The 24,023-nt window shown below is 66.7% G+C and carries 22 protein-coding genes and 1 pseudogene; 14 read left to right on the plus strand and 9 right to left on the minus strand.

Annotation, left to right across the window (positions count from 1 at the left end):
• Positions 1–13 precede the first annotated feature (13 nt).
• Positions 14–1,354, minus strand: coding sequence for a sodium-dependent transporter (locus MU521_RS11610; protein ID WP_092693133.1), 1,341 nt, complete (start codon positions 1,352–1,354; stop codon positions 14–16).
• Between the two features lie 124 nt (positions 1,355–1,478).
• Positions 1,479–1,826 (minus strand): DUF7509 family protein, encoded by a 348-nt coding sequence (locus MU521_RS11615; RefSeq protein ID WP_217630163.1) that lies wholly within the window; start codon positions 1,824–1,826, stop codon positions 1,479–1,481.
• A 418-nt stretch (positions 1,827–2,244) separates the two neighbouring features.
• Between MU521_RS11615 and MU521_RS11620 the strand changes: the two genes are divergently transcribed.
• Positions 2,245–2,628: a helix-turn-helix domain-containing protein gene (locus MU521_RS11620; protein WP_092693131.1), complete on the plus strand. Its 384-nt coding sequence runs from the start codon at positions 2,245–2,247 to the stop codon at positions 2,626–2,628.
• Between the two features lie 63 nt (positions 2,629–2,691).
• On the opposite strand, the gene MU521_RS11625 is transcribed toward MU521_RS11620, so the two are convergent.
• Positions 2,692–3,399, minus strand: coding sequence for an SDR family NAD(P)-dependent oxidoreductase (locus MU521_RS11625; protein ID WP_092693129.1), 708 nt, complete (start codon positions 3,397–3,399; stop codon positions 2,692–2,694).
• Between the two features lie 126 nt (positions 3,400–3,525).
• Here MU521_RS11625 and MU521_RS11630 point away from each other — a divergent pair, with 126 nt between their 5' ends.
• Entirely contained in the window at positions 3,526–4,188 is a 663-nt protein-coding gene (locus tag MU521_RS11630; RefSeq protein WP_092693127.1) for a glycerophosphodiester phosphodiesterase, read from the plus strand.
• A 155-nt stretch (positions 4,189–4,343) separates the two neighbouring features.
• On the opposite strand, the gene MU521_RS11635 is transcribed toward MU521_RS11630, so the two are convergent.
• The gene (locus tag MU521_RS11635) at positions 4,344–5,099 is read right to left on the minus strand and encodes a hypothetical protein (RefSeq protein WP_092693126.1); all 756 of its coding nucleotides are present in this window, start codon (positions 5,097–5,099) and stop codon (positions 4,344–4,346) included.
• Positions 5,096–6,637, minus strand: coding sequence for a protein kinase domain-containing protein (locus MU521_RS11640; protein ID WP_092693124.1), 1,542 nt, complete (start codon positions 6,635–6,637; stop codon positions 5,096–5,098). The genes MU521_RS11635 and MU521_RS11640 overlap by 4 nt, the downstream gene beginning before the upstream one ends.
• Before the next feature lie 180 nt (positions 6,638–6,817).
• On the opposite strand from MU521_RS11640, the gene MU521_RS11645 reads away from it, so the two are divergent.
• Both MU521_RS11645 and MU521_RS11650 read left to right on the plus strand, forming a co-directional pair.
• Entirely contained in the window at positions 6,818–9,121 is a 2,304-nt protein-coding gene (locus MU521_RS11645; RefSeq protein WP_092693122.1) for a methyl-accepting chemotaxis protein, read from the plus strand.
• Between the two features lie 2 nt (positions 9,122–9,123).
• Positions 9,124–9,843, plus strand: coding sequence for a bacteriorhodopsin (locus tag MU521_RS11650; protein WP_092693120.1), 720 nt, complete (start codon positions 9,124–9,126; stop codon positions 9,841–9,843).
• Between the two features lie 15 nt (positions 9,844–9,858).
• On the opposite strand, the gene MU521_RS11655 is transcribed toward MU521_RS11650, so the two are convergent.
• Positions 9,859–10,827 carry a transcription initiation factor IIB gene (locus MU521_RS11655; RefSeq protein WP_092693117.1) on the minus strand — a complete coding sequence of 323 codons (969 nt, stop codon included), beginning with the start codon at positions 10,825–10,827 and terminating at the stop codon, positions 9,859–9,861.
• 177 nt (positions 10,828–11,004) lie between these two features.
• Between MU521_RS11655 and MU521_RS11660 the strand changes: the two genes are divergently transcribed.
• The 5 genes from MU521_RS11660 (at position 11,005) to MU521_RS11680 (ending at position 16,732) form a co-directional block, all read left to right on the plus strand.
• Positions 11,005–11,658 carry a DUF7979 domain-containing protein gene (locus tag MU521_RS11660; RefSeq protein WP_092693115.1) on the plus strand — a complete coding sequence of 218 codons (654 nt, stop codon included), beginning with the start codon at positions 11,005–11,007 and terminating at the stop codon, positions 11,656–11,658.
• 327 nt (positions 11,659–11,985) lie between these two features.
• Entirely contained in the window at positions 11,986–13,131 is a 1,146-nt protein-coding gene (gene sucC, locus MU521_RS11665; RefSeq protein WP_092693113.1) for an ADP-forming succinate--CoA ligase subunit beta, read from the plus strand.
• The gene (gene sucD, locus MU521_RS11670; protein WP_092693111.1) at positions 13,128–13,997 is read left to right on the plus strand and encodes a succinate--CoA ligase subunit alpha; all 870 of its coding nucleotides are present in this window, start codon (positions 13,128–13,130) and stop codon (positions 13,995–13,997) included. Before sucC ends, sucD begins: the two co-directional genes overlap by 4 nt.
• A 118-nt stretch (positions 13,998–14,115) precedes the next feature.
• Positions 14,116–16,302: a PAS domain S-box protein gene (locus tag MU521_RS11675; protein WP_175452881.1), complete on the plus strand. Its 2,187-nt coding sequence runs from the start codon at positions 14,116–14,118 to the stop codon at positions 16,300–16,302.
• A gap of 193 nt (positions 16,303–16,495) precedes the next feature.
• Positions 16,496–16,732: an HVO_2901 family zinc finger protein gene (locus tag MU521_RS11680; RefSeq protein ID WP_092693107.1), complete on the plus strand. Its 237-nt coding sequence runs from the start codon at positions 16,496–16,498 to the stop codon at positions 16,730–16,732.
• A gap of 21 nt (positions 16,733–16,753) precedes the next feature.
• Here the strand turns inward: MU521_RS11680 and MU521_RS11685 are convergent, their stop codons facing one another.
• Entirely contained in the window at positions 16,754–17,176 is a 423-nt protein-coding gene (locus MU521_RS11685; protein WP_092693105.1) for an SRPBCC family protein, read from the minus strand.
• A 93-nt stretch (positions 17,177–17,269) separates the two neighbouring features.
• On the opposite strand from MU521_RS11685, the gene MU521_RS11690 reads away from it, so the two are divergent.
• The 5 genes from MU521_RS11690 to MU521_RS11710 are packed head-to-tail and all read left to right on the plus strand — an operon-like array spanning position 17,270 to position 23,189.
• Positions 17,270–18,145 carry an ABC transporter ATP-binding protein gene (locus MU521_RS11690; RefSeq protein WP_092693103.1) on the plus strand — a complete coding sequence of 292 codons (876 nt, stop codon included), beginning with the start codon at positions 17,270–17,272 and terminating at the stop codon, positions 18,143–18,145.
• Positions 18,142–20,019, plus strand: coding sequence for a PrsW family intramembrane metalloprotease (locus MU521_RS11695; RefSeq protein ID WP_092693101.1), 1,878 nt, complete (start codon positions 18,142–18,144; stop codon positions 20,017–20,019). Before MU521_RS11690 ends, MU521_RS11695 begins: the two co-directional genes overlap by 4 nt.
• A complete protein-coding gene (locus MU521_RS11700; protein ID WP_245681187.1) occupies positions 20,006–21,064 on the plus strand; it encodes an ABC transporter permease in 1,059 nt (352 codons plus the stop codon). Before MU521_RS11695 ends, MU521_RS11700 begins: the two co-directional genes overlap by 14 nt.
• 44 nt (positions 21,065–21,108) lie before the next feature.
• Positions 21,109–22,083, plus strand: coding sequence for an aldo/keto reductase (locus MU521_RS11705; protein WP_092693099.1), 975 nt, complete (start codon positions 21,109–21,111; stop codon positions 22,081–22,083).
• Positions 22,083–23,189, plus strand: a complete 1,107-nt coding sequence (locus MU521_RS11710) for an alpha/beta fold hydrolase (RefSeq protein ID WP_092693097.1) — start codon at positions 22,083–22,085, stop codon at positions 23,187–23,189. The genes MU521_RS11705 and MU521_RS11710 overlap by 1 nt, the downstream gene beginning before the upstream one ends.
• Here MU521_RS11710 and MU521_RS11715 read toward each other — a convergent pair.
• Both MU521_RS11715 and MU521_RS21930 read right to left on the minus strand, forming a co-directional pair.
• Positions 23,172–23,408: a DUF8145 family protein gene (locus tag MU521_RS11715; RefSeq protein ID WP_092693095.1), complete on the minus strand. Its 237-nt coding sequence runs from the start codon at positions 23,406–23,408 to the stop codon at positions 23,172–23,174. The two genes, MU521_RS11710 and MU521_RS11715, sit on opposite strands and share 18 nt — an antisense overlap.
• Positions 23,409–23,433: 25 nt before the next feature.
• Positions 23,434–24,019, minus strand: a pseudogene (locus tag MU521_RS21930) (DUF8121 family protein).
• Positions 24,020–24,023: the final 4 nt, after the last annotated feature.

The following is a 24,023-nucleotide window of genomic DNA, read 5'->3' on the forward strand; positions in this document are numbered from 1 at the left end:
CGTGTCGAGACGGTCAGAACGGTGCGAAGAACGCGGGGCTCTCGCCGAGGAACAGCGTCTGGATGCCCAGCGCCAGCGTCGCGAACACCAGCGCCGGGACGGTGAGCCGAAGCGCCCACATCCAGATGGGGCCGAAGGTCCCGAGTTCACCCGCGCCCTGCCGGAGTTCCGCCACGGCATCACCCGCCAGTATCCAGCCGACGAACAGCACCAGCATCAGGACCGACAGGGGCAAGAGCAGACTGTACGCGATGTTGTCGAACCACGTGAGCAGGGCCACGTCCCACGCCGAGGGGAGGCCGAGGACGAACAGCCCGACGCCGATCCCGATGGCCAGCTGGGGCCGCGGCACGTCGAAGTTGTCGTTGGCCCAGGCGACGGTGACCTCCATCAGGCTGATCGCCGAGGACAGCGCCGCCAGCGCGACGACGCCGAAAAAGACGACGCCGATCAGATTGCCCAGCGGGAGCGAGCCGAACCCGGAGGCCACCGCGATGAACAGCGCCGACGCGCCGCCACCGAGTCCGGGATCGATGTTGTTGGCGAACAGGATCGGGAAGACGACCAGTCCCGCGAGGATACCGATGAGCGTGTTGAACACGACGACGGTGCCGCCGTCGACGAGCAGATTGTCGTCGTCGCCGAGGTACGACGAGTAGGTGATCATGATCGCCATCCCCAGCGAGAGGGTGAAGAAGGCCTGCCCGACCGCGAAGGGAATGGCCGTCCCGGCATTCTCGACCATCGCGTCCAGACTCGGCGTCAGGAAGTACGCGTAGCCTGCGCCAGCGCCGTCGAGGGTGAACGCCCAGACGGCCAGGAACACGAGCAGGACCGCGATGCTGGGCACCATCACTTTCGTGGCCTTCTCGATGCCGTCCTCGATACCCAGCGCGACGATTCCGACGACGATGGCGAGGAAGACGAACTGTGCGGCGATGGCTTCGGGCCCGGCCGAGACGGCACCGAAGTACTCGGCCGGTGCGCCGAAGTACGCGCCCTGTGCGCTGCCGACGATGTAGCGGAGGACCCACCCGCCGACGACGTTGTAGTACGAGAGGATCCAGAACCCGGTGACGACCGCGAACGCACCGAGAATCCGCCACTGTCGGTGCCCGATTTCGGAGAACGCGTCGACCGCGTTGCGATGTGTTCGCCGCCCCATCACGAACTCCGCCAGCATCGCCGGGAACCCGATCAACAGCACGGCGATGAGGTAGAACGCGACGAAGGCCGCGCCACCGTTGCCGGCGGTCTTGAACGGGAACTGCCAGAGGTTTCCCAGTCCGACGGCGCTACCGATCGCCGCTACCAGAAAGCCAACCCGTGTCGCCCAGGTCTCTCGTTTTGCCATGATTTCGCTCCGCGGAGAGCTATTCGATCAGCCCTGAAATATCCATTGACGAATGTGGTAGGTGATGAACGTAGCGCCCGCTTGCGGTGCGTTCTGTACGTGTATGAAAACAATCACGTGAGCGTCACGCGAGTTCGAACACGTCTCCCTCGACGAACCTGGTCAGTTTCTCGATGAGTTGCTCGCGGTCGGCGAAGTGGGAGATCGGCAAGTCGTCGGCCTCGTCCATCTCGTCGATGGACGCCGACGCGAACCGCGGTTCGAGGTAGGTTCGCCCGTCGCGCTCCGCTCGCTTTGCCTCGGCGAAGATCCGACACAGTTCGGGCGGCCGCGACGGATCGTCGGCACGGAGGCCGGAGGACTCCGGGACCGCGCCGGCCTCCGCTCCGACCCCCGTCGTCAGACTGGCCTTCGTGAAGACGAACGCACTGGCGTCGCTCGCGGCCACGAACGCGACAGACTGGTCGACCACCGGGATGGCCGGCCCGCGGCCACCTCGTCCTCGACCTCCCGCACCGTGGGGATCGCCACGTCGGAGAGTTCCGCACAGAGGTCCCGGAGTGTGGCCTCGATGTCGTCGGGGTCCACGTCGTCGCGCCGCGGTCGTGGGATGCCAGTGGGTCCGGCGGCAGGTCCGAGAACGTCCGATCCTCGTAGAGATAGCCCGAATCGAGCAACCGGTACGGTCCCACGACGAAGAGAAGTTTCGTCCCGTCGGCTTCCCCCGGGACAGACTCACGGATGATCGGCTCCACCGACCGCCCGTCGTGTTTCGTGAGTCCGGTCACGTTCTCACCCGGAAGGGCCACCGAAATGAAGCCCCGTGGGCCCGGTCGCCGACGACCGACCCGATTGTTTAAACGAATTGGCTTGATTCGGTCGGCCGGCGAGTGACGGATACGAGCGAACGGACCCGGGAAACACAGGCGGACGGCCAGCGGTCGCTGGCCCGCGAACGCGTGGAGACGGAACTGCTCGGGGACGTGCTGGACTTCGACCGCGAACTCGGCCGGCTGGAGGCGGTCGCCGGCGAGGTCCGGTTCCCCATCCTCTACCTGCTGGCCGGGGAGGACGGGCTCAGATCCGGCGAACTGGCCGATCTGACCGGGCGGAAACAGCGTGACCTCTACCACCACCTCGACACGCTCGAAGAGACGGCGCTCGGGCGGAAACGGACCCGGGACGGCTCCCGATTCTACGAACTCTCGGCGCTTGGCGACCGACTGATCGAACCGCTGTTCGAGACGCTGCGCGAGCGGGCGGACGAGCGATAGCGCCTGAACTTAGGCCTCACTCGGCCTCACTTCCACCCTCCGCAGGAGCGCCGCGTCAGGAAGTCAGGCCTCCCCGTACACCGGGACCGCCGCGCCGCTCGTGACGCTGGTGGCCTCCGAACAGAGCGCCAGGACCGTCTGGGCGATGTCGGCCGGATCGACCCACTCGTCGTGGTCGGCGTCGGGCATCATCTCCCGGTTCATCGGCGTGTCGATGACGCTGGGCATCACCGCGTTGGCCCGGACAGTCCCGCGATTCTCTTCGGCGATGGTCTCGGTCAGCAGGCGTACACCGGCCTTGCTGGCGCGATAGATGCCGTCGCCCTCACCGCCCTCAAGTGAGGACCGCGAGGAGACCGACACGATGGCCCCCTCGCTGTCCTGAAGGTGGGGGAGTGCGTGTTTCGACGCCAGAAACATCGTCTTCAGGTTCACGTCGAACAGGAAGTCGAAGTCGTCGACGTCGGTCTCCTCGATCGGTGTCCCGCCGCGCCAGGTGCCCGCGACGTTACAGAGGTGGTCGAGGCCGTCGTTCTCCTCGGCGACCGTCTCGATGGTCTCGACGACCTGGTCCTCGGCGCTGAAGTCGGCCTGATGGTGACAGACCGGGTCGGGATCGGCCAGGAAGTCGTCGCTGTCCGGGCCGACGATGTCGGCACCGCAGACGTCCGCCCCGGCCTCGTGGAAGGCCTCGATTACGGCACTGCCCAGCGCACCCCCCGCGCCCGTCACCAGCGCGGTCTCACCGCTGAAGTCGAAGTCGACTGGCATGCCACGTTGTACCGTTCCGAGCGACAAAAAACCACGAGTGGCCGACGGGCCTGCCGGTTCAGGGCGCGACGAGGAGATTCCTGAAAGAAGGAAAACCCTTTCTCCGTGCCGCTCCCAACGGGGGGCGTGCGCTGTATTGCCCACAGGGGATTCGCCGAGACATATCCGGAGAACACGATCACGGCTGTCCGGTCGGCGGCGGAACACACGGACGTGGTCGAGGTCGACGTGCGCCGGTGTGGCTCGGGCGAACTCGTCGTGATCCACGACGAGACCGTCGAGCGCGTGACCGACGGGACCGGCCGGGTCGACGAGCTGTCCGCCGAGGAACTGGCCGCCCTCGACGTGCTCGATTCCGGCGAGGGCGTCCCGACACTCGCGTCGCTCCTCGACGCGACACCCCAGGGCGTGGAACTGGTCTTCGACCTCAAAGTACCCGACATCGCGGCCGACGCGCTGGACGCGGCCGACGACGCCGGGACCGACGTTCTCGTTTCTGCGTTCTCGGCCGAGGTACTGGCGGAAGCCGGCGACGCGGGCGCGGACAGACTGGCCTTCCTCGCCGCCGAAGGCGACGAACAGGGGATGCTCAACGTGGCTCGCGACCTGGACTGTGAGGCGATCCACCCCCATTGGCAACTCTGTGTGGACGAGTTCGTCGAGCGCGCCCACGAGGCGGGACTCGACGTCAACGCCTGGACGGTCCCGTCGCGCCACGACGCCGAGGCACTCTCTCAAGTCGGCGTCGACGGTGTCATCGTGGACCGTCCCGCCGTCTGCGGTGACTGAGCCGCGGCAACCGTGAGCGCGACGACCGAAGCTACCGGCGTGGAAAGGAAGGAAGGGGTGGGGGATGGTGGGGGTGGCACAGAAATCTGTGCCAGTGATTCTTCTTCGAAGCTTCATCAAAATAAATCCATCGTCGGTCGCGGTCGAACAAACTCTCAGAGGCCCGCCACGTTCTGCCGGAGTTTGATCGTCGCGGTCATCAGCGTCGTCGCGGTCATGATGACGAACACGACCTGGATGTGCCGGACGACGCCGACGGTGAGTCCGACCAGCAGGGTGAGGTCGACGACCAGCACGAGCAGGGCGAACGCGACGACGGGGAGCAGGTGACGCAAGAGCGAGTCCAGCAGGGTGCCCCGGACCGCGGACCGGGTCAGTTGTCGCCGCCCGTAGGTCAACCCGTAGCCGGCGACGGCCAGTGCGGCGGTGCCCTCGACAGCGGTCACCACGTCCGTCGGGCCGAACAGTCCCGACCAGAACAGGCTCGTGGTCACCAGCAACCCAAAAACGACTTCGACGGATCGCCGAGTTGCGGGCGGGGCGTCGGCGGTGCGGTCGGCGTTGGCGAGGGCCTCGTTGGTGTTGATCTCCCGCATCGTCAGCGCGAGCGTGAGCAGGAACGCGAGCATCACGCCGTCGCGGTACGGGGTGGTCACGACCGCCGCGGGGGTGGTGACGGCCGTCGCGGCCTCGAGGACTCCGAGCGCGCCGTACAGCGCGGCAGTCAGCCCGACCAGCGACAGGTAGTCCCACAGCGTCGACTGGGCCTCGATCTCGGTGCGCTCGCCGTTGAGGTACGCGTAGAGTCCGAACCGAACGCCGAGTACGAGCATCAGTGAGAACGCGATGAAGAAGACGAACGCGAGGCCGGCGTCCTCGGCGAACACCGAGGTCTGGAGCGGGACGGTCACTCCGCCGTCCTCCGTTCGAGTTCGCGGGCGACCCGGGTCGCCGTCTCGTAGCGCGTGAGCTTCTGTTTGGCCATCGCCGTCCGCAGTACGTCGTCCAGCCAGGCCGGAATCTCGGGGTTGATTTCGGAGGGCAGCGGCGGCGTCGATTCGAGGACGCCGGTCCGGACTTCGCCGTACGTGCCCTGGAACGGCGGCCGGCCGGTGACCAGGTAGTAGACGACGGCCCCGAGCTGGTAGATGTCGGTGGCGTGGTCCACGTCGCCGTAGCCGCGGTCGAAGTACTCGGGGGCGGCAAAGCGGGGATCGAGTAGCGAGGCGGGATCGACGTACATCCGCATCGCGGTCAGCAGTCCGACGTTCGACACGAGCGGCCGCTGGCGGTCCGCGATGGTCGTGCCCGCGTAGACCACGTTGTACGGGCCGATGCCGGCGTGAACGACACCGCGCTGGTGGATCGCGGCGACTGTCTCTGCGACTTTGTGGCCGTTCCAGACCGCCTCGTCGAAGGAGAGGTCGAGCCGGTCGTACAGCGATTCGGCGGTGAACGCAGTCGCCATCCACAGCGAGGGGTCGGTTCCCCAGTCGTAGAGGGACGCCACACCGTCGTGATCGGAGACGGCCGCCCAGTTCTCGAGTTGGCTGGCCACGCTAGCCTCGAACCCGTCCCCGCCCTCGGGCGGATCGAACACACCGAGTGCGACACCTTCCTCGGACCCGTCGACGGTCACCCGGGTCCGGTAGACGGTCGCGAAGCGACCCTCTATCCCACGCGAGACGACCTGCAAGTCGTCGAACCGGCTGTTCGCGGCGATCCGGTCGACGCCGATGGCGTCGGCCACCGCCGCCAGTTCGGCCTCCTGTTCCCGTCGTCGGGCGGCCGGTGAGGGAGAGCTGCCGTCGGCAGCCCCGTCGTCCGGCCCGTCCGCTGTCCCGTCGTTACCCTCTGTTCTGTCGGTATCCGCCTCGTCGGCCGCGGACTCGTCCGAGTCGTCGTCCAGCCGGTCACGGGTGTCGTCACCGCGGCTGTCCTCTGGTGGGCCGCCGACGGCCTCTCCCTCCTGGCGGTAGACGCGCTGGGGGCCGGGCGATCCGGCTTCGGCAGGCGTCTGTGTGCGGCCCACGTCGCGGTTCCGTTCGGACTGCCCGACGTAGTCACTGCGGGCGAACCCCTGCGAGAGCTCCAGATAGCGACGCCGACGGTCGCGTTCCTCGGCTTTCTCGGCCAGGTCTTCGAGAACGGCGTCGACGCGCTCGGGGTAGCGCCCGCCGAGATAGCCCAGCGCGTGTCGCGTCTCGAGTTGGAGGGTATCCGCGGCCACCCGATCCGCGAGCCGTCTGGTGATGGCCTCGACGAGGTCCGGATTCGCGGTCGCCACGAGCGTCAGCGCCCACGCGGCCGAGAGTCGCGACTCCCGGTCGTCATCGTCCAGCGCGGCCAGCAACGTCGGGACCCGAGATCGACCCCCAGCGGGATCGTCGAGTACCGCCCGAACGGCGGCACGGATCTCCGACGACGCGTCCGCCTCTGGCTCTGCCATTGAATTCGTGACCTGTTGTAGCTTTGGTACCATACAACATGACTGTTTTGCCGATCTCCGACGACGAGGGCTCTCTCGGCTCGTCAGTGGGGTCCGAATCCCCGGCGAGCGGCCAGAGGAGTTATCAGGTCTGAGAACCGCGGAGGAAGGCTTAGTAGCCGAACAGTATTTGTATCGGTAATGGCAACGGATCGGGATTCACTTCTCCCGGCGTTCGTCAGCAAGCGATACACGAGACGGCTCGGGTTCGCACTGGCGCTCGCCATCCTCGTCGTCGTGGTGTCGGGTGGCATCATCAACGCCCAGGCACAGGCGACGCTCCGGGAGGACGTCCAAGACCAGCTCGTGACCGGCGCCGAGACGCGCGCACAGCAACTCGACACGTGGATGAGCGCGGTGAAAGGCGACGTGCGGACGACCGCCGAACTGTCGGTGTTCCAGTCCGGCGATCAGGCGGCGATCAACGGCGCGCTCGAGTCACGGGTCGCGAACGACCGGGTTCCACAAGACGTGGTCGCGGTCCACTACCTGAACACGTCGAGCATGACCTTCGAGGCGAGTTCGGACCAGCAGTTCGTCGGCGTTAGCCCCGCAGAGCAGGGCGCGCCGTTCGCGGACGACCCGCCGACCTTCGACGACCCCTCGGACGTGTACGTCTCCGAGCCGTTCCGTGTCCCCATCGCCGACCATCCGATCCTGGCGGTCGTCACCCCGGTTCCAGGGACCGAGGACAAAGCGCTCGTCTACATGACGGATCTGACGAGTCGAGCGGAGGCGCTCTCGTCGGCACAGGGCAACTCCACGACCGTGGTCGTCAACGAACAGGGTCGGTACGTCGCCCACCCGAACACCTCGATGATCATGACCGAACACGAGGGCGGGAGTGGCGAGATGCAGTTCATGGAGCGGGAGATGCACGGCGAGACCATCGTGATGGGCATGGCCGGGATGTCCACCCAGGACTGGACCGTGATGATCCACAGTCCGGCCGAACAGGCCTACGCACTCGGGGATCAGATCAGCTCCGACCTGATCGGGCTGATCCTGCTCGCCGTCATCAACCTCGGACTCGTCGGCGTGACCATCGGGAGCGGAACGGCCATCTCGCTGCGCCGACTGGCCGGGCGGGCCGAGGCGATGGCCGAGGGAGACCTCGACGTAGACCTGAATACCGTCCGTGACGACGAGATCGGGACGCTCTACGACTCGTTCGACCGGATGCGCGAGTCACTGCGCTCGAAGATCCGCGAGACCGAGGAGGCCAAAGAGGAGGCCGAGACGGCCAAACAGGAGGCCGAAGAAGCTCGCGAGGAGGCCGAACGCGAGCGCGAGGAAGCACAGGCGCTGAACAGTCAACTCCAGCGGAAAGCCGAGGAGTACGGGGCCGTCCTCGGGGCGGTCGCGGAGGGCGACCTGACCGCGCGGGCCGACACCGACGCCGAGAACGAGGCGATGGCCGAGATCGGGACGGCGATCAACGAGGCGATCACCGACCTCGAAGCGACCGTCGCCAACACGCAGGCGTTCGCGGAGAACGTCCTCCAGTCCAGTCGGGAGGTCGACGAGAGCGCGACGACCGTCGAGGAGGCCAGCCAGCAGGTCCGGGAGTCGATCCGCGAGATCTACGACGGCGCGAGCGAGCAGTCCGAGTCGCTCCAGGACGCCGCCGGCGAGATGGAGAACCTCTCGGCCACGGCCGAAGAGGTCGCCTCGTCGGCCCAGGAAGTCGCCGACACCTCGCAGAAAGCCGCCGAGGTCGGCGAGACCGGCCGGGAAGCCGCCCAGGAAGCTATCCAGGGCATGAGCGCCATCGAGGAGGAAACCGACCGGACGGTCGAGGAGATGAACGCACTCGACGAGGAGCTCTCCGAGATCGGCGACATCGTGAGCGTCATCACGAACATCGTCGAGCAGACGAACATGCTCGCGCTGAACGCCTCCATCGAGGCCGCGCGGGCCGGCGAGGCCGGCGAGGGCTTCGCCGTGGTCGCCGACGAGGTGAAGAACCTCGCGGAGGAGACCAAGGAGGCCGCCAACGACATCGAACAGCGGATCGAACGCGTCCAGAGCCAGGCCGGCGACACCGTCGAGACGATGGAGCAGACCCAGGAGCGGATCACCGACGGCGTCGCGACGGTCGAAGACGCCGTCGACGCGCTGGAGACCATCGTCGAGTACACCGAGGAACTCGACACGGGCATCCAGGAGATCGACGACGCGACGGCCGAACAGGCCCGGACCGCCCAGGAGGTGATGGGCACCATCGATCACCTGACGGCGATCAGCCAGCAGACCTCCTCTGAGGCCAACACGGTGGCCGAGGCGGCCGACGAACAGACCGACTCCATCGACGAAGTGACGAACAACGCAGAGGCACTCCAGGCACGCGCGCAGGAGCTGTCGAACCTCCTCGACCGGTTCGAGGCGGAAGCGCTCAACGCGGCTGCGGGGCCGTCCAGCAACCCCGCGACGACTGACGACTGACCATGACGGACATCACAACCTGGTTCACGCTCGGGACGCTCGGAATGATCGGCGGGACGCTCGCGATGGGCTACGCGATGTGGCGTGCGCCCGGCGAGCGCGCTCGCGAGGACTGGCTGTTGATCGGCGTCGGGGTGACGGCCGCAGTTGCCTACGCACTGCTGAGCGCCGAGATCGGGACGCTCCAGGCGATGGACGGGCACACGATCTACGCGATTCGGTATATCGACTGGCTGTTGACTACGCCGATGCACGTGGCCTACCTGGCCTTGCTCGTCGGCGTCACAGGCCGGTACCTCTGGGAGGTCAGCATCGTGCAGGCCCTGACCATCGTCCTCGGCCTGGCCGGTTCGTACGTCGTGGGGCCGCTGAAGTGGATCCTGTTCGCGGCCGGTGGCCTCGCGTTCGTCCGCGTCCTCTACCTGCTGTACGGGCCGATCACCGACGTGGCTCGGGCAGGGGACGAGGACCTGGCCGGCGTCCACCGGACGCTGTTGAACTTCATCGCGGTCCTGTGGCTGATCTATCCGGTAATCTGGATCCTCGCCCAGAGCGGACTCAACTTCATGGACCTCGAAACCCAGGCGCTCGTCATCACCTACATCGACGTGGTGGCGAAGATCGGATTCGGGCTGATCGCGCTCAACGGCCGCGCGGTCGCGTCGCTGATCACGAGCGAGGACGCCGATGCGGTCGCTGGAGAGCCGTCGACGACGGATTGAGGAGAACGGAGCGTCCTAGCGGACGCCGATGGCTTCGATCTGTTCCTGGTAGCGGTTCCGGATGGTGACCTCGGTGACCTGAGCCACGTCGGCGACCTCGCGCTGGGTCTTCTTCTCGTTACAGAGCAGGGAGGCGGCGTAGATGGCCGCGGCGGCGTAGCCGGTCGGAGACTTGCCCGAGAGCAGGCCCTTCTCCGCGGTCTCGTCGATGATCTCGTTGGCCTTGGACTGGACCTCCTCGCTCAGGTTCAGGTCCGAGGCGAAGCGCGGGACGTACTGTTTGGGGTCGACCGGCTCCATCTTCAGGGACAGTTCCTGTGCGACGTAGCGGTAGGTCCGGCCGATCTCCTTCTGGTCGACGCGGGACACGTCCGAGACTTCCTCCAGCGAGCGCGGGATACCCTCCTGGCGACAGGCGGCGTACAGACAGGACGTGGCGACGCCCTCGATGGAACGGCCACGGATCAGGTCCTCGTTGAGTGCCCGACGGTAGATGACCGAGGCGACCTCCCGGACCGACCGGGGTACGCCGAGCGCGGAGGCCATGCGGTCGATCTCCGAGAGCGCGAACTGGAGGTTGCGCTCGCCGGCGTCTTTGGTCCGGATGCGTTCCTGCCACTTTCGCAGGCGGTGCATCTGGCTCCGCTTCTCGGAGGACAGCGACTGGCCGTAGGCGTCTTTGTCCTTCCAGTCGATCTGCGTGGTCAGCCCCTTGTCGTGCATGGTCTGTGTCGTCGGCGCGCCCACGCGGGACTTGCTCTGTCGCTCGCTGTGATTGAACGCGCGCCACTCGGGGCCGCGGTCGATGTTCTCCTCTTCGATCACCAGCCCGCAGTCCTCACAGACGATTTCACCCCCGTCAGCGCTCGATACCAGGTTTGCTGACTCGCACTCGGGACAACTCTGCATCTCCTCGTCGTCCCCAGTCTCTTCTTCGGTCGCTCGGTCCTGCTCACGCTCCCGCTGGCGACTCGGACGAACCATCGTTCTTATATAGAACAAGCAGGAGCATATAAAAACCCTTCGGTATGTCAGCCGGTGGAACGGAACCCGAAGCAGGCCGGTGGCTCCCCGAGCGACGATATCGGGGGTACGAGGCCACTGGCGGGTGATTTACCTCACGAAAAGCTTACGGTGAGGGACAGAAATGTGTCCGGACGAATGGAGGACCATCGGGTACTCGGGGTGGGGTTGCTGGTGATCGCCGTCCTGTTGCTGGCGAACCCGCTGTATCTCTACCCGAACCCGGACGAGGTCAACGAGGTGCGGGTGCTGGACTCGTTCGACGGGACGCCGGCGGCCAACTACACTTACGAGAACCTGTCCGACCGTGCGCAGACTGTCGTCGACCGGGCACGGAACGCCGAGTCCGGGCGGATCACCTTCCGCGGGAACGAGAACCGCCCACGGGAGTTCACGTTCGTCCAGACCGATCAGGCGGTACGGGTCGAAGGCGAGATCTATCGGATCGAACACGGTGACGAACAGTTCTACGTCTGGACGCTCGGCCGACCGAACTTCAACACCGAGTCGAATCGCTCGCAGGGACTGCTCGGGCTCGGGTTCGTCCTCGCGCTCATGGGCACACTCTATCTCTGGCGACCCCAGCCGATAGATATCGGGGGCGCGATGGCCGGCGCGGGGACCCTGCTGCTCCTGTTCAACTTCGACTACCGGTACACCGAACTGCTCGGCGGGTTCAGCGTCCTCGGCAGCTGGGTCGTCATTCTACTGACTCTATTGGCCGCCATCGTCAGTCTCGGCTACCTCTTCTACCGCACGATGCGCGAGCGACGGCTGGCCGGGGAGTTCTGACACCGAGCCGTCTGACCAGCTACTCCAATCACTCGGGACTTCAGCGAGAAGGCCGTTCGGTCAGGGAGAGGCGACCGAACGGGGGAAAGAGGGTGGGAAACGGGGGTGGGGAAGTGGGGGTGTGGCACTGTTACGTGCCAACACGAGAGTGAACGAGTTTATTCGTATTTAATTTTGGGTTCAAATTATCAGAGTTGAATTTGGACATAACTTCGGATAATACGGGGAGGGTTCGACGGATCGGCAGGTGAGACATGTCGGATCGTGGGAATACTGGGGATAGACCGGGTGGATTTAAGCGGGTCGCGGGCGGGGTTGACGGTCGTAATGAAGCTCCACGAGTACCAGGCAAAACGGGTCTTCGCGGAGGCGGGCATCCCCACCCCCGACGCGGAACTCGCCGAGACCGTCGACGCGGCGGTCGACGCGGCCGAGGCCATCGGCTACCCGGTCGCGATCAAGGCACAGGTACAGGTCGGCGGACGCGGCAAAGCCGGCGGCATCAAGCTCGTCGACGACGCCGAGGAGGCCCGCGAGGCCGCCGAGGACATCCTCGGGATGGACCTCAAGGGCTACCACGTCGACCGCGTGCTGGTCGAGGAGGCCGTCGACTTCACCAACGAGTTGTACGTCGGCGTGACGATGGACCGCGGCGAGGGCAAGCCCGTCGCCATGGTTTCGACGCGGGGCGGCGTCGACATCGAGGAAGTCGCGGCCGAGGACCCCGACGCCATCGCCCGCGAACACGTCGACCCGGCCTTCGGCATGCAACCCTACCAGGCCCGCAAGGCCGTCTACGACGCCGGTGTCGACCGTAAAGTGGCCAACGACGTGGCCGGCGTCCTGACGACGCTGTACGACCTCTGGGCGGCCAAGGACGGCTCCGACGCGGAGATCAACCCCCTGATGGTCACCGCCGACGACGAGGTCATCGCCGCCGACGCGGTCATGAACATCGACGGCGACGCCCTGTTCCGTCAGCCCGAACTGGCCGAGATGCAGGAGGAGGCCGCCGAGGACGACCTCGAAGCCAAGGCCAACGACTACGGCTTCGACTACGTCCGACTGGACGGCAACGTCGGCATCATCGGCAACGGCGCGGGCCTCGTGATGACGACGCTGGACCTCGTCGATCACTACGGCGGCGAACCAGCCAACTTCCTCGACATCGGCGGCGGCGCGAAGGCCGAACGCGTCACGAACGCCCTGGACATGGTGTTCTCCGACGAGAACGTCGACGCCGTCGTGTTCAACATCTTCGGCGGCATCACCCGCGGTGACGAGGTAGCCCAGGGGATCAACGAGGCTCTTGACGCTTTCGACGAGATTCCCAAGCGGGTCGTCGTCCGACTCGCCGGGACCAAGGCCGAAGAGGGCATGGAGATTCTGAACACTGATCTCGTGACCGTCGAGAAGACGCTGGAAGACGCCGTCCAGCGTGCGGTCGAATACGCGGAGGAGGACTCACAATGAGTGTACTAGTCGACGAAGACACCCGCGTCGTGGTGCAGGGCATCACGGGCGGGGAAGGCAAGTTCCACACCGAACAGATGCTCGAGTACGGCACGAACGTCGTCGCCGGTGCGGTGCCGGGCAAGGGCGGCCAGGAGGTCGCCGGCGTGCCCGTCTACGACACCGTCCACCGCGCGGCCCGCGAGGAGGACGCCAACGCGGCCGTCGTGTTCGTGCCGCCCGCGTTCGCGGCCGACGCCTGTTTCGAGGCGCTGGACGCCCCCGTCGATCTGGTGGTCGCCATCACCGAGGGCATCCCGACTCAGGACATGAGCAAGGTCTACCGCAAACTGCAGGAGACCGACACCCACCTCGTCGGCCCGAATTGCCCCGGCGTCATCACGCCCGGCGTCGCCAAACTCGGCATCCTGCCGGGCAACATCTTCTCGTCGGGTAACGTCGGCCTGGTCTCGCGGTCGGGCACCCTGACCTACCAGGTCGTCGACAACCTGACCAAGCGCGGCCTCGGCCAGACCACCGCCATCGGCATCGGCGGCGACCCGATCATCGGGACGGACTTCATCGACGCCCTCGAACTGTTCGAGGCCGACCCCGACACCCACGCGGTCGTCATGTGCGGTGAGATCGGCGGCGAAGACGAGGAGGAAGCCGCCCGGTACATCGGTGCGAACATGGACACGCCGGTCGTCGGCTTCATCGCCGGCCGGACCGCGCCGCCGGGCAAGCGGATGGGCCACGCCGGCGCGATCGTCTCCGGCAGTGGGACCGGGACCGCACAGTCGAAGATCGACGCCCTGGAGAACGCGGGGACGCCCGTCGGAAACACGCCCGAGGAAGTCGCCGACCACGTCGAGGACATCCTCTAATCCGGTCCCGACACCCCGACCTCCGGATCACCAGGCTGGCGGCGTTCCCGGCCGTTCGAGGATGGTTCCGGTAGTTTTACGGGATAGATTAAACAATTGCGTTAGCAATCCAAGCACAATGACAGCCTCGTCTGGGAAGTCGCTCTCGGTCGTCGGCGTCGGGACCACCGACCGGTTGTTGAACCGGTCTGCGTCCCTCGTTTCTGCGTCGGGAGCCGCCACCGTCGAGACCGTCGCGACCGGTGACGAGGCCCTCTCGCGCGTGTCCGAAGCCGACTGTCTCGTGACGACCTATCGGCTACCCGACACCGACGGCGTGACGTTGATCGAAGAGATCCGGGCCGAGTACTCACAGGTCCCGGTGGTCCTGCTCACCGACCAATCCGACGACCGGGTCGCCAGCGAGGCCATCAGTGCGGGCGTAACGGACTACGTCAGGCGCGACGGTGACGACCCCGCGGCCGCACTGGCAACCGCCATCGAGGACGGCGTCGACGCCTACGAGAGCGAGCAGGCCCTGCGCGAGAGCGAACAGCGCTACCGGACGCTGGTCGAGCGCAGTCACGACGGCATCTACATCTACCACGACGACAGCTTCCTGTTCGTCAACGAGCGGATCAGCGAGATTACCGGCTACGACTCCGACGAACTGTACGAGATGGAGATCTGGGACCTGGTCCACCCCGACGACCGTGAGTGGGTGAAAGAAGTCGGCGCGCGCCGTCGCAACCCCGACGAGGAGGCCCCCAACACCTACGAGGCCAAAGTCATTCGCAAGGACGGCGAGACCCGCCACCTGGAGTTTTCCGTCCAGACGACGACCTACGACGGCGAGGCGGCGGTTCTGGGGTCTGTCCGGGACGTGACCGAGCGCCGTCGACAGGAGCGGGAACTCGCCGACACCAAGGAGTTCATGGAGACCATCTTCGACACGCTCGAGGACGTAATCTTCGTGTTCTCGCTGGAGGGGGAGCTGGTACGCTGGAACGACCAGCTCAATTCGGTGACCGGCTACACCGACGCAGAACTCGACGAGATGCGTGCGTTCGACCTGCTCCCCGAGGAGTACTACGACGAGGCCGTCCGGAAGGTTCGGGACGCCGTCGCGACCGGGAGCGCGGCAATCGAGGCCGAAGTCCGCACCAAGGACGGCCAGCGACTCCCCTTCGAGTTCCGGGGTGCGCCGCTGACCGACGAGGACGGCGGCATCGAAGCCATCGCGGGCGTCGCCCGCGACATCAGCGAGCGTCTGGCCCGCGAGGAGGAACTGATCCAGTACCAGACCATCGTCGAGGCCGTCGGCGACGCCGTCTACACCCTCGACGAACAGGGCGAGATCACGTTCGTCAACGACGCATTGCTGTCGGTGACGGGCTATCAGGAGGCGGAACTGCTCGGGGAGTTCGTCGGGAAGGTGATGCGCCAGCAGGACGTGGAGACGGCCCGGGACCTCATCGGCGAACTGCTGGAGAGCGACGAACGGACCCGGGCGACCTTCGAGATGGAAGCCATCGACAAGGACGGCCGGCACATCCGCTGTGAGGACCACGTCGCCTTGCTCATGTCCGACGGGGAGTTCCGCGGCACCGCGGGTGTGGTCCGTGACATCTCCCAGCGGAAGGCCCGCGAGCAGCAGTTGCGCCGGCAGAACGAACGTCTCGACCGGTTCGCCAGCGTCGTCTCTCACGACCTGCGGAACCCGCTGAACGTCATCCTCGGCCGGGTCGACCTCGCACGCGACCGGCCGGGCGAGGAACACCTGGACGCAATCGAGCGGTCGGCGCTCCGGATGGAGCGGATGATCGACGACCTCCTGACCCTGGCCCGGGACGGCCAGACCGTCGGCGAGACCGAACCCATCGACCTGGAGTCGGCGGTGCGGCGCGCCTGGAAGAACGTCGAGACCCACGAGGCGTCGCTGCACCTCGAAGGCGACCTCGGGACGCTCCCGGCCGACGACGCCAGACTGGCGTCGCTGCTGGAGAACCTCTTCCGGAACGCGGTCGAACACGGCGGTGAGACGGTTACCGTCTCGGTCGGCCCGATCAGTGACGCCGAAAGCGTCGCCGACGGCGGCCACGCGGCGTCGGGTTTCTACGTCGAGGACGACGGACCGGGGATTCCCGATTCGGAGCGCGACAACGTGTTCAACTCGGGCTACTCCACCTCCGACGAGGGAACCGGCCTCGGACTGGTGATCGTCGAAGACATCGCCGAAGCCCACGACTGGACGCTCCGGGCGACCGACGGGTCGCTCGGCGGGGCCCGGTTCGAGATCGGCGGGATCGACTGGACCGACCACTGAGTGACGGAAAGCAGTCCATACCGCGCCGTAGTGTCCCGTTGAACCCCCACGTCGAGCCCGAGGTCGGCTCCGATCGAGCCTTCGGTCGGACCGTCCCCACGCCGTCCGTGGACTGTAACGGGGCCAACCGCGCTAATCCGGGGGCGTGAACGTTCCGGTGCAGATATAAGGTTTGATTTGAATTGTGTCTAGTATGGCTCACACCTGCAGGAACTGCAAGCGGACGTTCGCCACGGAACTCGAACTCGACCTCCATCGAGATACGTGTTCCGAGGGCCAGTTGTTCTGTGACAACTGTGGCGAACGCTTTACAGAGCGGTCGGCGACGACGGACGGGTGGCACTATCGCTGCCCGACCGACGAGTGCGACGGCGAGGGTATCGGCGAGGACATCCACCAGGTAGCGAACGCACGCGTCGCGAAACAGTAACCCACCTCTCCCTTCTGCGGTTTACGCCTCGGCTAGCCGCGCCAGGTCCTGCAGGGCCCGCGCACACACCGGCGCGTACCCGCCGGCCAAAACCGGGATCTCGAACACCACCCGACAGGGGCGGTCTCCCTCGACGCGGTGCCCGGTGGCCGGGATTTTCGCCACGCGCCAGGTCCAGCGCCGGTCGCGGCAACTCGTGATTTCGAACGGGACCCAGAGCCCACCGACCGTCTCGACCCGGCCCGTCGTCCCCGCGGCGATCCGGCGGCTGTCACAGTCGACGGCCCGGACCGACGGCCCCCACTCCGGCCAGCGCTCGGTGTCGGTCAGGAAGTCCCACAGGACGTCGGCGGGGGCGTCGATCTCCCGGCTCACACAGAGCCGTCGCCCGTCGGGCGTCCGCTCGATGTCGGCGGTCACGTCCGCGAACTGGCGGCCGAGCATACCGAACCGGGGGCCGCCACGGGCAAAACGCTTTCCAGGCACTGATAATCGGGTGCCAACTTATACAATGTCGGCTCGCTTAGGCGCAGAGGAATGATCGAGGTCCGGGACCTGCGCAAGGAGTACGGCGGGTTCACTGCCGTCGAGGGCAGCACGTTCTCCGTGGACACGGGTGAAGTGTACGGGATCATCGGCCCGAACGGCGCCGGCAAGACGACGACGCTGAAGATGCTGGCCGGCCTCCTCGAACCCACCGCGGGCGACGTGTCGGTCGCCGGCCACGACGCCGGGACCACCGAGATGCGCCGAAAGCTCGGCTTTCTCCCCGAGGAGTCGCCGCTGTACGAGGAGATGACACCCCTCTCGTACCTGCATTTCTTCGCCGACCTCTACGACGTGGCCGACGGCGTCGCCGACCGGCGCATCCACGACACGCTCGACGAACTGGACCTCGAACACCGCGACCGCCAGCTCGGAGACATGTCCAAGGGAATGAAACGGAAGGTCGCCATCGCGCGCTCGCTCATCAACGACCCCGACGTGCTGGTCTACGACGAACCCGCCAGCGGCCTGGACCCGCTGACGACCAACTACGTCATCGACTTCACGAGCGACCTGGCCGACCAGGGCAAGACCATCGTGTTCAGCGCCCACAACCTCTATCACGTCGAGAGCATCTGTGACCGCATCGCCATCATGAACGAGGGGCGGGTCGTCGCACAGGGGGGCCTCGAAGACCTCCGGGCCGAACACGGCGAGACGGAGTATCACGTCTTCACCACCGTCGAAGTGCCCGGCAGTGTCAAGGAGAACGGGCGCTACCGGAGCGTCGTCGACTCGATGGACGGAGTCGAGCGGATTCGCGCCGACGCTCAGGACGCCGACGGGTCGGTGGTCGACATCCGAACGGAGGAGTCCAGCCTCGAAGAGGTGTTCCTCGATCTGGCCGAGTCGGGGGCCAAGACGTGAACCCGCGGAAACTCCTGCGGATCGCCCGCTGGGAGGTGACCAAGAACGCGGGCGGTGTCGACCGCCGGACCATCGTCGTCGGCGCGCTGGCGCTGTTGACCGTCGGAATCGCCGCGCCCTACGCGGCAACCTCCGGTGTCGCCGTCGACAGCGGCATCTACCGCGTCGGCATCAGCGAGGAGAGTCCCTACTACCCGGTCGTCGAGAGCGACCCGACCTTCGCCATCCGGGAACCCAACGCCGACATCGGCGAGGAGATCGACCTCCGTATCCAGGGCCTGGCCATCCAGACGGCACCCACGCCGAAAGCCGCGGCGGCACAGACGGAGTTACGCTCGTCGGTCAGAGCGTACAACAACCGACAGATGCGCCAGGAGAGCAACCAGTCCGCCGCCTTCCCGGTCGTCGTCTCGCTGGGCTACGTCGAGCGCACACAGGTCAGGGAAGTCATCTCGACCAGCGACAGGCAGGAACCGACCCCCGACGACGCGGGCACGGGTGACGGCGGCGACGGCAGTGACGGCAGTGACGATAGTGGTGGCGGTGACGGCACCGGCGGGGACACTGGCACCGCCGACGGCAGCGGGAACGACGGGACGGCCAGCGGCGGGGGCGGGGAGAACATCGGCGACGTGGCCGGTGGCGCCGGCGGCGTCGGCGGGATCGCGGGCCAACTCGCCGGCGGTAACACCTCCGGGACGCCGGCGGACATCTCGCCACCGTTCCCCTTCCAGTCGCTCGTGCTGGCGTTTCTCTTCGTCCTTCCGCTGAACTTCATCATCCAGGCCTACGGGAGTACGATGCTCTCCGAACGGCTGAACCGGCGCGGGGAACTCCTGCTGGTCGCGCCGGTCTCCAGGTTCGACATCATCGGCGGGAAGACACTGCCGTACCTGACTGCGGCCGTCGGTATCGCCGCGGTGATCGCCGCCGCGCTCGAGTTCCCGGCGGTCGCTCCCGTGTCGGTCGCCATCTCGGTGCTGGCCGTCGTCCCAATCGCCCTGCTGTTCCTGGCGGCGACCTTCCTCGGCGCGATGTTCGCCCGCTCGTTCAAGGAGCTGACGTTCGTGACGGTGACGGTGACGGTGTCGCTGACGACCTACGCGTTCGTGCCCGCGATCTTCACCGACGTGGGCGCGGTCGCGCTCATCTCGCCGTTGACCATCGTCGTCCGCAACCTGCAGGGCCAGGCGATCGGCATCGGCGAGTTCGCGTTCTCGCTGTTGCCGCCCCTGCTCACCGCGGGCGTCCTGTTCGGCCTCGGCGCGGGCATCTACCGCGAGGAGGACATGTTCACCCAGCGGTCGATCCCGCTGAAGGCGCTGGACGCGCTCGCGGCCCGGGTCCACGGCAAGTGGTCGGTCGCCGCGGTCACCGCGATCCTCCTGCCGTTCGTGTTCGTCACGGAACTCGTGGGTGTGGCGACGCTGTTCGCCATCCCGAACGCGCTGTCGATCCCGACGATCCTCGTGGTGGTCGTCGTGGTCGAGGAACTCGCCAAATCCCTGCACGTGTACGCCGGCTACGCCCACGACCGGTTCGAGGTCGGCCTCCTCCCCGCGCTCGTCGTCGGCGCGTTCTCGGGACTTGGCTTTTTCGTCGGCGAGAAGCTCACACTACTGGCCCAGCTCGTCGGACTCCCCACCTCGGTGGTCGAGGGCCAGGCCGCGCTCGCGACGGGGACTGGCGTTCCGTCGGTACCACTACTCATCGGATTGCTACTCGCCCCACTGCTCTTGCACGTCGTCACCGCCGCCATCTCGGCGGTCGGCGCGAGCCGGAACAAGCGGGCCTACGCCGTGGCGCTCGTGGTGGCCATGGCCATTCACTTCGCCTACAATTACACGGTGGTGACCATCAGTGGCCTCGTCTGATCCCCGCGTCGCCATCGCGCGACGTGACCTGGCGTCTTTGTCCCGGGAGAAGACCATCGTCCTCGCCCTGCTCATCCAGCTGTTCGTGGCGGCGTTCTCGTCGTTCCTGGTCGTCGGCCTGACCTCGCTGTACGACCCCGGGGCCACCGCCTCCGGCGAGGTCGACATCGGTATCACCGGCGAGGCCAACGAGAGCCTCCGCCGTGCCATCGAGGAGACCGAGGGCGCGGACGCGGTGGTGTACCGGGGCAACGCGACCGCATTCCAGGGGTTCCAGAACGGCGCAGTCGACGCGGTGATGATAGCCACCAGACAGCCGGATAGCCGCATCTCCGTCCAGACCACCGCGCCGGAGGGGAGCATCAGGACGACGCTGATCGTCGTGCAGTTGCGGGAAGTCCTCCAGACTTTCGAGCGCCAGCAGCGTGATATCCGGTCGGCGTTCCTGAACAATCCGCCTGTTTCGCTCCCCGAGGAAGTCTCGGCCAGCCCCTACTTCGGGTTCACCTACACCATCCTCCTGCCCCTCCTGTTGTTCCTCCCACCCTTCATCAGCGGCTCCGTCGCCGTCGACGCGATCACCGAGGAGATCGAACGCGGCACGCTCGATCTGCTCCGGGTCGCGCCGGTCGATCTCGTGGACATCGTGGACGGCAAGGCCGCGGCGATGGCCGCGCTCGCGCCCGTGCAGGCGCTCCTGTGGATCGTCCTCCTATCCTTCAACGGGATCAACGTCTCGAACGTCCCACTCCTGCTCGTCACCGTCGGCGCGATGGCCAGCATCGTCGTCGTGGTCGGCGTGACGCTGGGGCTGGTGATGGGCGAGCGCCGGTCGGCGCAGTTGCTCTACTCCATCGGCGTGCTCGGCCTGTTCGCGTCGGCGGTGTTCCTGCCCGAACACCCCGCGACGACGGTGGCGAAACTGGCTGTCGACAGCGCGACGACGACGACCTACGTGCTGGTCGTGGTGTACGTCGCGGTGGCCGTCGGACTGTACGGGCTGGCTCGACGGTACACCCGAGGGCTGGACGTGGAGAGTCTGTGACCCTGTCGAGGTAGTTTTTTAGAGCGTCCGCCCGACCGCCCGCCATGGAGTACACGACCCTCGGATCGACGGGGATGGAGGTCAGCCGGCTCTGTCTGGGCTGTATGAGTTTCGGCGATCCGGACTGGCGCGAGTGGGTGCTGGAAGACGACGCGGCCCACGAGATCATCGACCGCGCTATCGATCTCGGGATCAACTTCTTCGACACCGCGAACATGTACTCGATGGGCGAGTCCGAGCGCGTCCTCGGCGACGCGCTGGAGGGCCGTCGCGAGGAGAACGTGGTCGCCACCAAGGTCTTCTTCCAGATGGACGAGGACGATCCCAACTCTGGCGGCCTCTCCCGGAAGACCGTCGAGCAGGAACTCGACGCCTCGCTGGACCGGCTGGGCATGGACACTGTGGACCTCTACCAGATCCACCGCTGGGACTACGATACGCCCATCGAAGAAACCCTGCGCGCGCTCGACGACGCCGTCAGGCGCGGGAAGACCCGCTACGTCGGCGGGAGTTCCATGTGGGTCCACCAGTTCGCCGACGCCCTGCACACGAGCGACCGACTGGGGCTGGACCGCTTTGCGACTATGCAGAACCACTACAACTTGGTCTACCGGGAAGAAGAGCGCGAGATGCTCCCCTACTGCGAGAAAGAGGGGATCGGCGTCATCCCGTGGAGTCCGATGGCGCGAGGGTATCTCACGCGGCCCCACGAGGACGTGGACGCCACGGCACGGGGCGAGAGCGAGGAGTACCTCTACGAACATCCCTACATGGAGGGTGGCGGCCCGGAGATCAACCGCCGGGTGCAGGAACTGGCCGACGAGTACGACGCCACGATGGCCCAGATCGCGCTGGCGTGGGTGCTTTCCAAGGACGTGGTGGACGCGCCGATCATCGGCACGACGAGTATCGAACACCTCGAACAGGCCGTCGAAGCGCTCGACATCGACCTCGCCGAGAGCGACGTGGCGTGGCTGGAGGAACCGTACGAACCGGTACCGGTGTCGGGCCACGAGTGATGTCGGTCTGGTACGATCAGCCCGGGGATACGCCGGTCGAGGGCGTACCGACCGACTACTACCCCACCGGCTGTGGCTCGTGGTTCGAGATTCCGGAGGGTCGGGACACTGGCAAGCGGCTGTTCGTCCGGGACAGCGTCCACGGCGACGGGCGCATCGAACCGGGCCGGAGCGGCGACGCCAACCCGGATCACACCGTCGTCTTCGTCCACGGCAACCCCGAGTGTAGTTACACCTACCGGCACGTGATCACGAATCTGCTGAACGAGACGGACGAGACGGTGCGGATCGTCGCCATGGACCACGTTGGCTTCGGCCTCTCGGACACCGCCGACTACGAACTGGTCTGTATGGACCACGCCGAGACCCTCGCCAGTCTCGTGCCGGCGCTGGACCTGGAGGACGTGACGCTCGTGGTCCACGACTGGGGCGGGCCCATCGGCGTCGGCGCCTTCCTCCAGTACCCGGATCTGGTCTCGAATCTCGTGATCTGCAACAGTACGGTACTCCCGATGCCGGCCGACGAGCCCACGTACACGACGTATCCGGCGCGGTGGCTGCCCTGGGCGCGGACGCCGGACGTGATTCCCGACGCGCTCTGGGGCGACCTGGCGGCGTACGTCCTCTTTCACGCCACGCCGACGCACCCGGCGCGGCTCTACGCCGAGTGGGCGCGCTACGCCGCGGCCCAGCGGCTCGGCCTCTCGCCCGCGCGAGACCCCGACGCACACCGCGTCTTCCGACAGCAGTTCCGCGACCCGGTGAACGTCCGCAGTTCCAAGCGGCTCGTGCGACAGACACCCTACTGGGGTCACGGCAACGTCTACGACGAGCCGGAGCTGGGCCAGCGGGACACCGCCCCCTTCTACGAGCGCATCCGCCGCTCGCTGGCCAAGACGTGGGGGCCACGCGGTCACGACATCGGCGTCAGGGCGGTCGTCGGCCGCTGGGACCCCTGCGGGAAACCCTCGGTGCTGGGCCGCTGGCAGGAGGAACTCCCGCAACTGGCGGGCAATGTCACCGCCTTCGAGGACGTGGGTCACTTCGTCGAGGAGGAACGACCGCGCGCGGTTGCGGCGGCCATCCGGTCAGCCGCCGGGCTCTGAGTCGGCCGTCGCGTCGCCCGCACTGTCGGTCTGTTCGTGCGTGTGGTGGTAGAATCGCATCACGGAGCGGTCTCTCCGGGTCGTCGGCTCGAAGCAGACCCGGCGGTACCGGTCGTTGTCGAGCAGGTTGACCATCACGCCCTCATCGTGGACCGACACCGAGTCGTAGGCCGTCTCACAGACGGGACACTCGACGGGCGGGTCGTCCGGGACTTCCATCGTTCGGAGTGGGGTCGCCGGCTACTCAGGCGTTGCGCTCGAACCGGTGTTCGAAGGCTCCGGTCGCGCTGAACTGCCCCACGCCGAACCCGGAGAACGTCGCCAGTGCCTCCACGGTGAGGTCGAACCCCTCGACCTCCGCGGCGGTGTCGGCCAGGAAGTCGAGCGTGACCGTCCCGATCCCCTGCCGGCCCAGGTCGTCGACCGAGACCAGCGTCCCTGAAGGGCCGTCGTCCCGTCGGAACGTGATCGGCGGCCACGGATCCCCCGACGGCCGCTGGAGGTAGAGGTCCACAGCCGTCTCCAGATTCACCCGCCGGCACGCGGAGCCGATACCGGAGCCGCTCGGCCCGCAGATCGCCGTCGTGCGAGACCGACAGCCGAAACCGTCCCTCCCCGTCCTCACGGTCGAAGCCACGCCCCAGGAAGCTCATCGTCGCGACCGGCTCGCCGGCACGGGCGAACGCCAGGTGCGTCTCCGCGCCCTCGCTGGTTCGCCTCAGCCCCGAAAGCGCCGTCGTCCCCACGACCGGTTCGCCCCCGACGACACACCCAGCCAGCGGGAGCGAGAGTGCGCTCCCGACAGTGGCGAGTGCCCTCCGTCTGTCCATGCCG

The sequence above is a fragment of the Halorientalis regularis genome, from assembly GCF_023698535.1.
GTDB classification, from domain to species: Archaea; Halobacteriota; Halobacteria; order Halobacteriales; family Haloarculaceae; genus Halorientalis; species Halorientalis regularis.

Excerpts from the sequence above, each read along its gene's own strand:
- MU521_RS11610 (WP_092693133.1), bottom strand. The coding sequence starts at position 1,354 with ATGGCAAAACGAGAGACCTGGGCGACACGGGTTGGCTTTCTGGTAGCG.
- MU521_RS11625 (WP_092693129.1), bottom strand. The coding sequence starts at position 3,399 with ATGCCAGTCGACTTCGACTTCAGCGGTGAGACCGCGCTGGTGACGGGC.
- MU521_RS11640 (WP_092693124.1), bottom strand. The coding sequence starts at position 6,637 with ATGGCAGAGCCAGAGGCGGACGCGTCGTCGGAGATCCGTGCCGCCGTT.
- MU521_RS11645 (WP_092693122.1), top strand. The coding sequence starts at position 6,818 with ATGGCAACGGATCGGGATTCACTTCTCCCGGCGTTCGTCAGCAAGCGA.
- MU521_RS11650 (WP_092693120.1), top strand. The coding sequence starts at position 9,124 with ATGACGGACATCACAACCTGGTTCACGCTCGGGACGCTCGGAATGATC.
- MU521_RS11655 (WP_092693117.1), bottom strand. The coding sequence starts at position 10,827 with ATGGTTCGTCCGAGTCGCCAGCGGGAGCGTGAGCAGGACCGAGCGACC.
- MU521_RS11660 (WP_092693115.1), top strand. The coding sequence starts at position 11,005 with ATGGAGGACCATCGGGTACTCGGGGTGGGGTTGCTGGTGATCGCCGTC.
- sucC (WP_092693113.1), top strand. The coding sequence starts at position 11,986 with ATGAAGCTCCACGAGTACCAGGCAAAACGGGTCTTCGCGGAGGCGGGC.
- sucD (WP_092693111.1), top strand. The coding sequence starts at position 13,128 with ATGAGTGTACTAGTCGACGAAGACACCCGCGTCGTGGTGCAGGGCATC.
- MU521_RS11675 (WP_175452881.1), top strand. The coding sequence starts at position 14,116 with ATGACAGCCTCGTCTGGGAAGTCGCTCTCGGTCGTCGGCGTCGGGACC.
- MU521_RS11680 (WP_092693107.1), top strand. The coding sequence starts at position 16,496 with ATGGCTCACACCTGCAGGAACTGCAAGCGGACGTTCGCCACGGAACTC.
- MU521_RS11685 (WP_092693105.1), bottom strand. The coding sequence starts at position 17,176 with ATGCTCGGCCGCCAGTTCGCGGACGTGACCGCCGACATCGAGCGGACG.
- MU521_RS11690 (WP_092693103.1), top strand. The coding sequence starts at position 17,270 with ATGATCGAGGTCCGGGACCTGCGCAAGGAGTACGGCGGGTTCACTGCC.
- MU521_RS11705 (WP_092693099.1), top strand. The coding sequence starts at position 21,109 with ATGGAGTACACGACCCTCGGATCGACGGGGATGGAGGTCAGCCGGCTC.
- MU521_RS11710 (WP_092693097.1), top strand. The coding sequence starts at position 22,083 with ATGTCGGTCTGGTACGATCAGCCCGGGGATACGCCGGTCGAGGGCGTA.
- MU521_RS11715 (WP_092693095.1), bottom strand. The coding sequence starts at position 23,408 with ATGGAAGTCCCGGACGACCCGCCCGTCGAGTGTCCCGTCTGTGAGACG.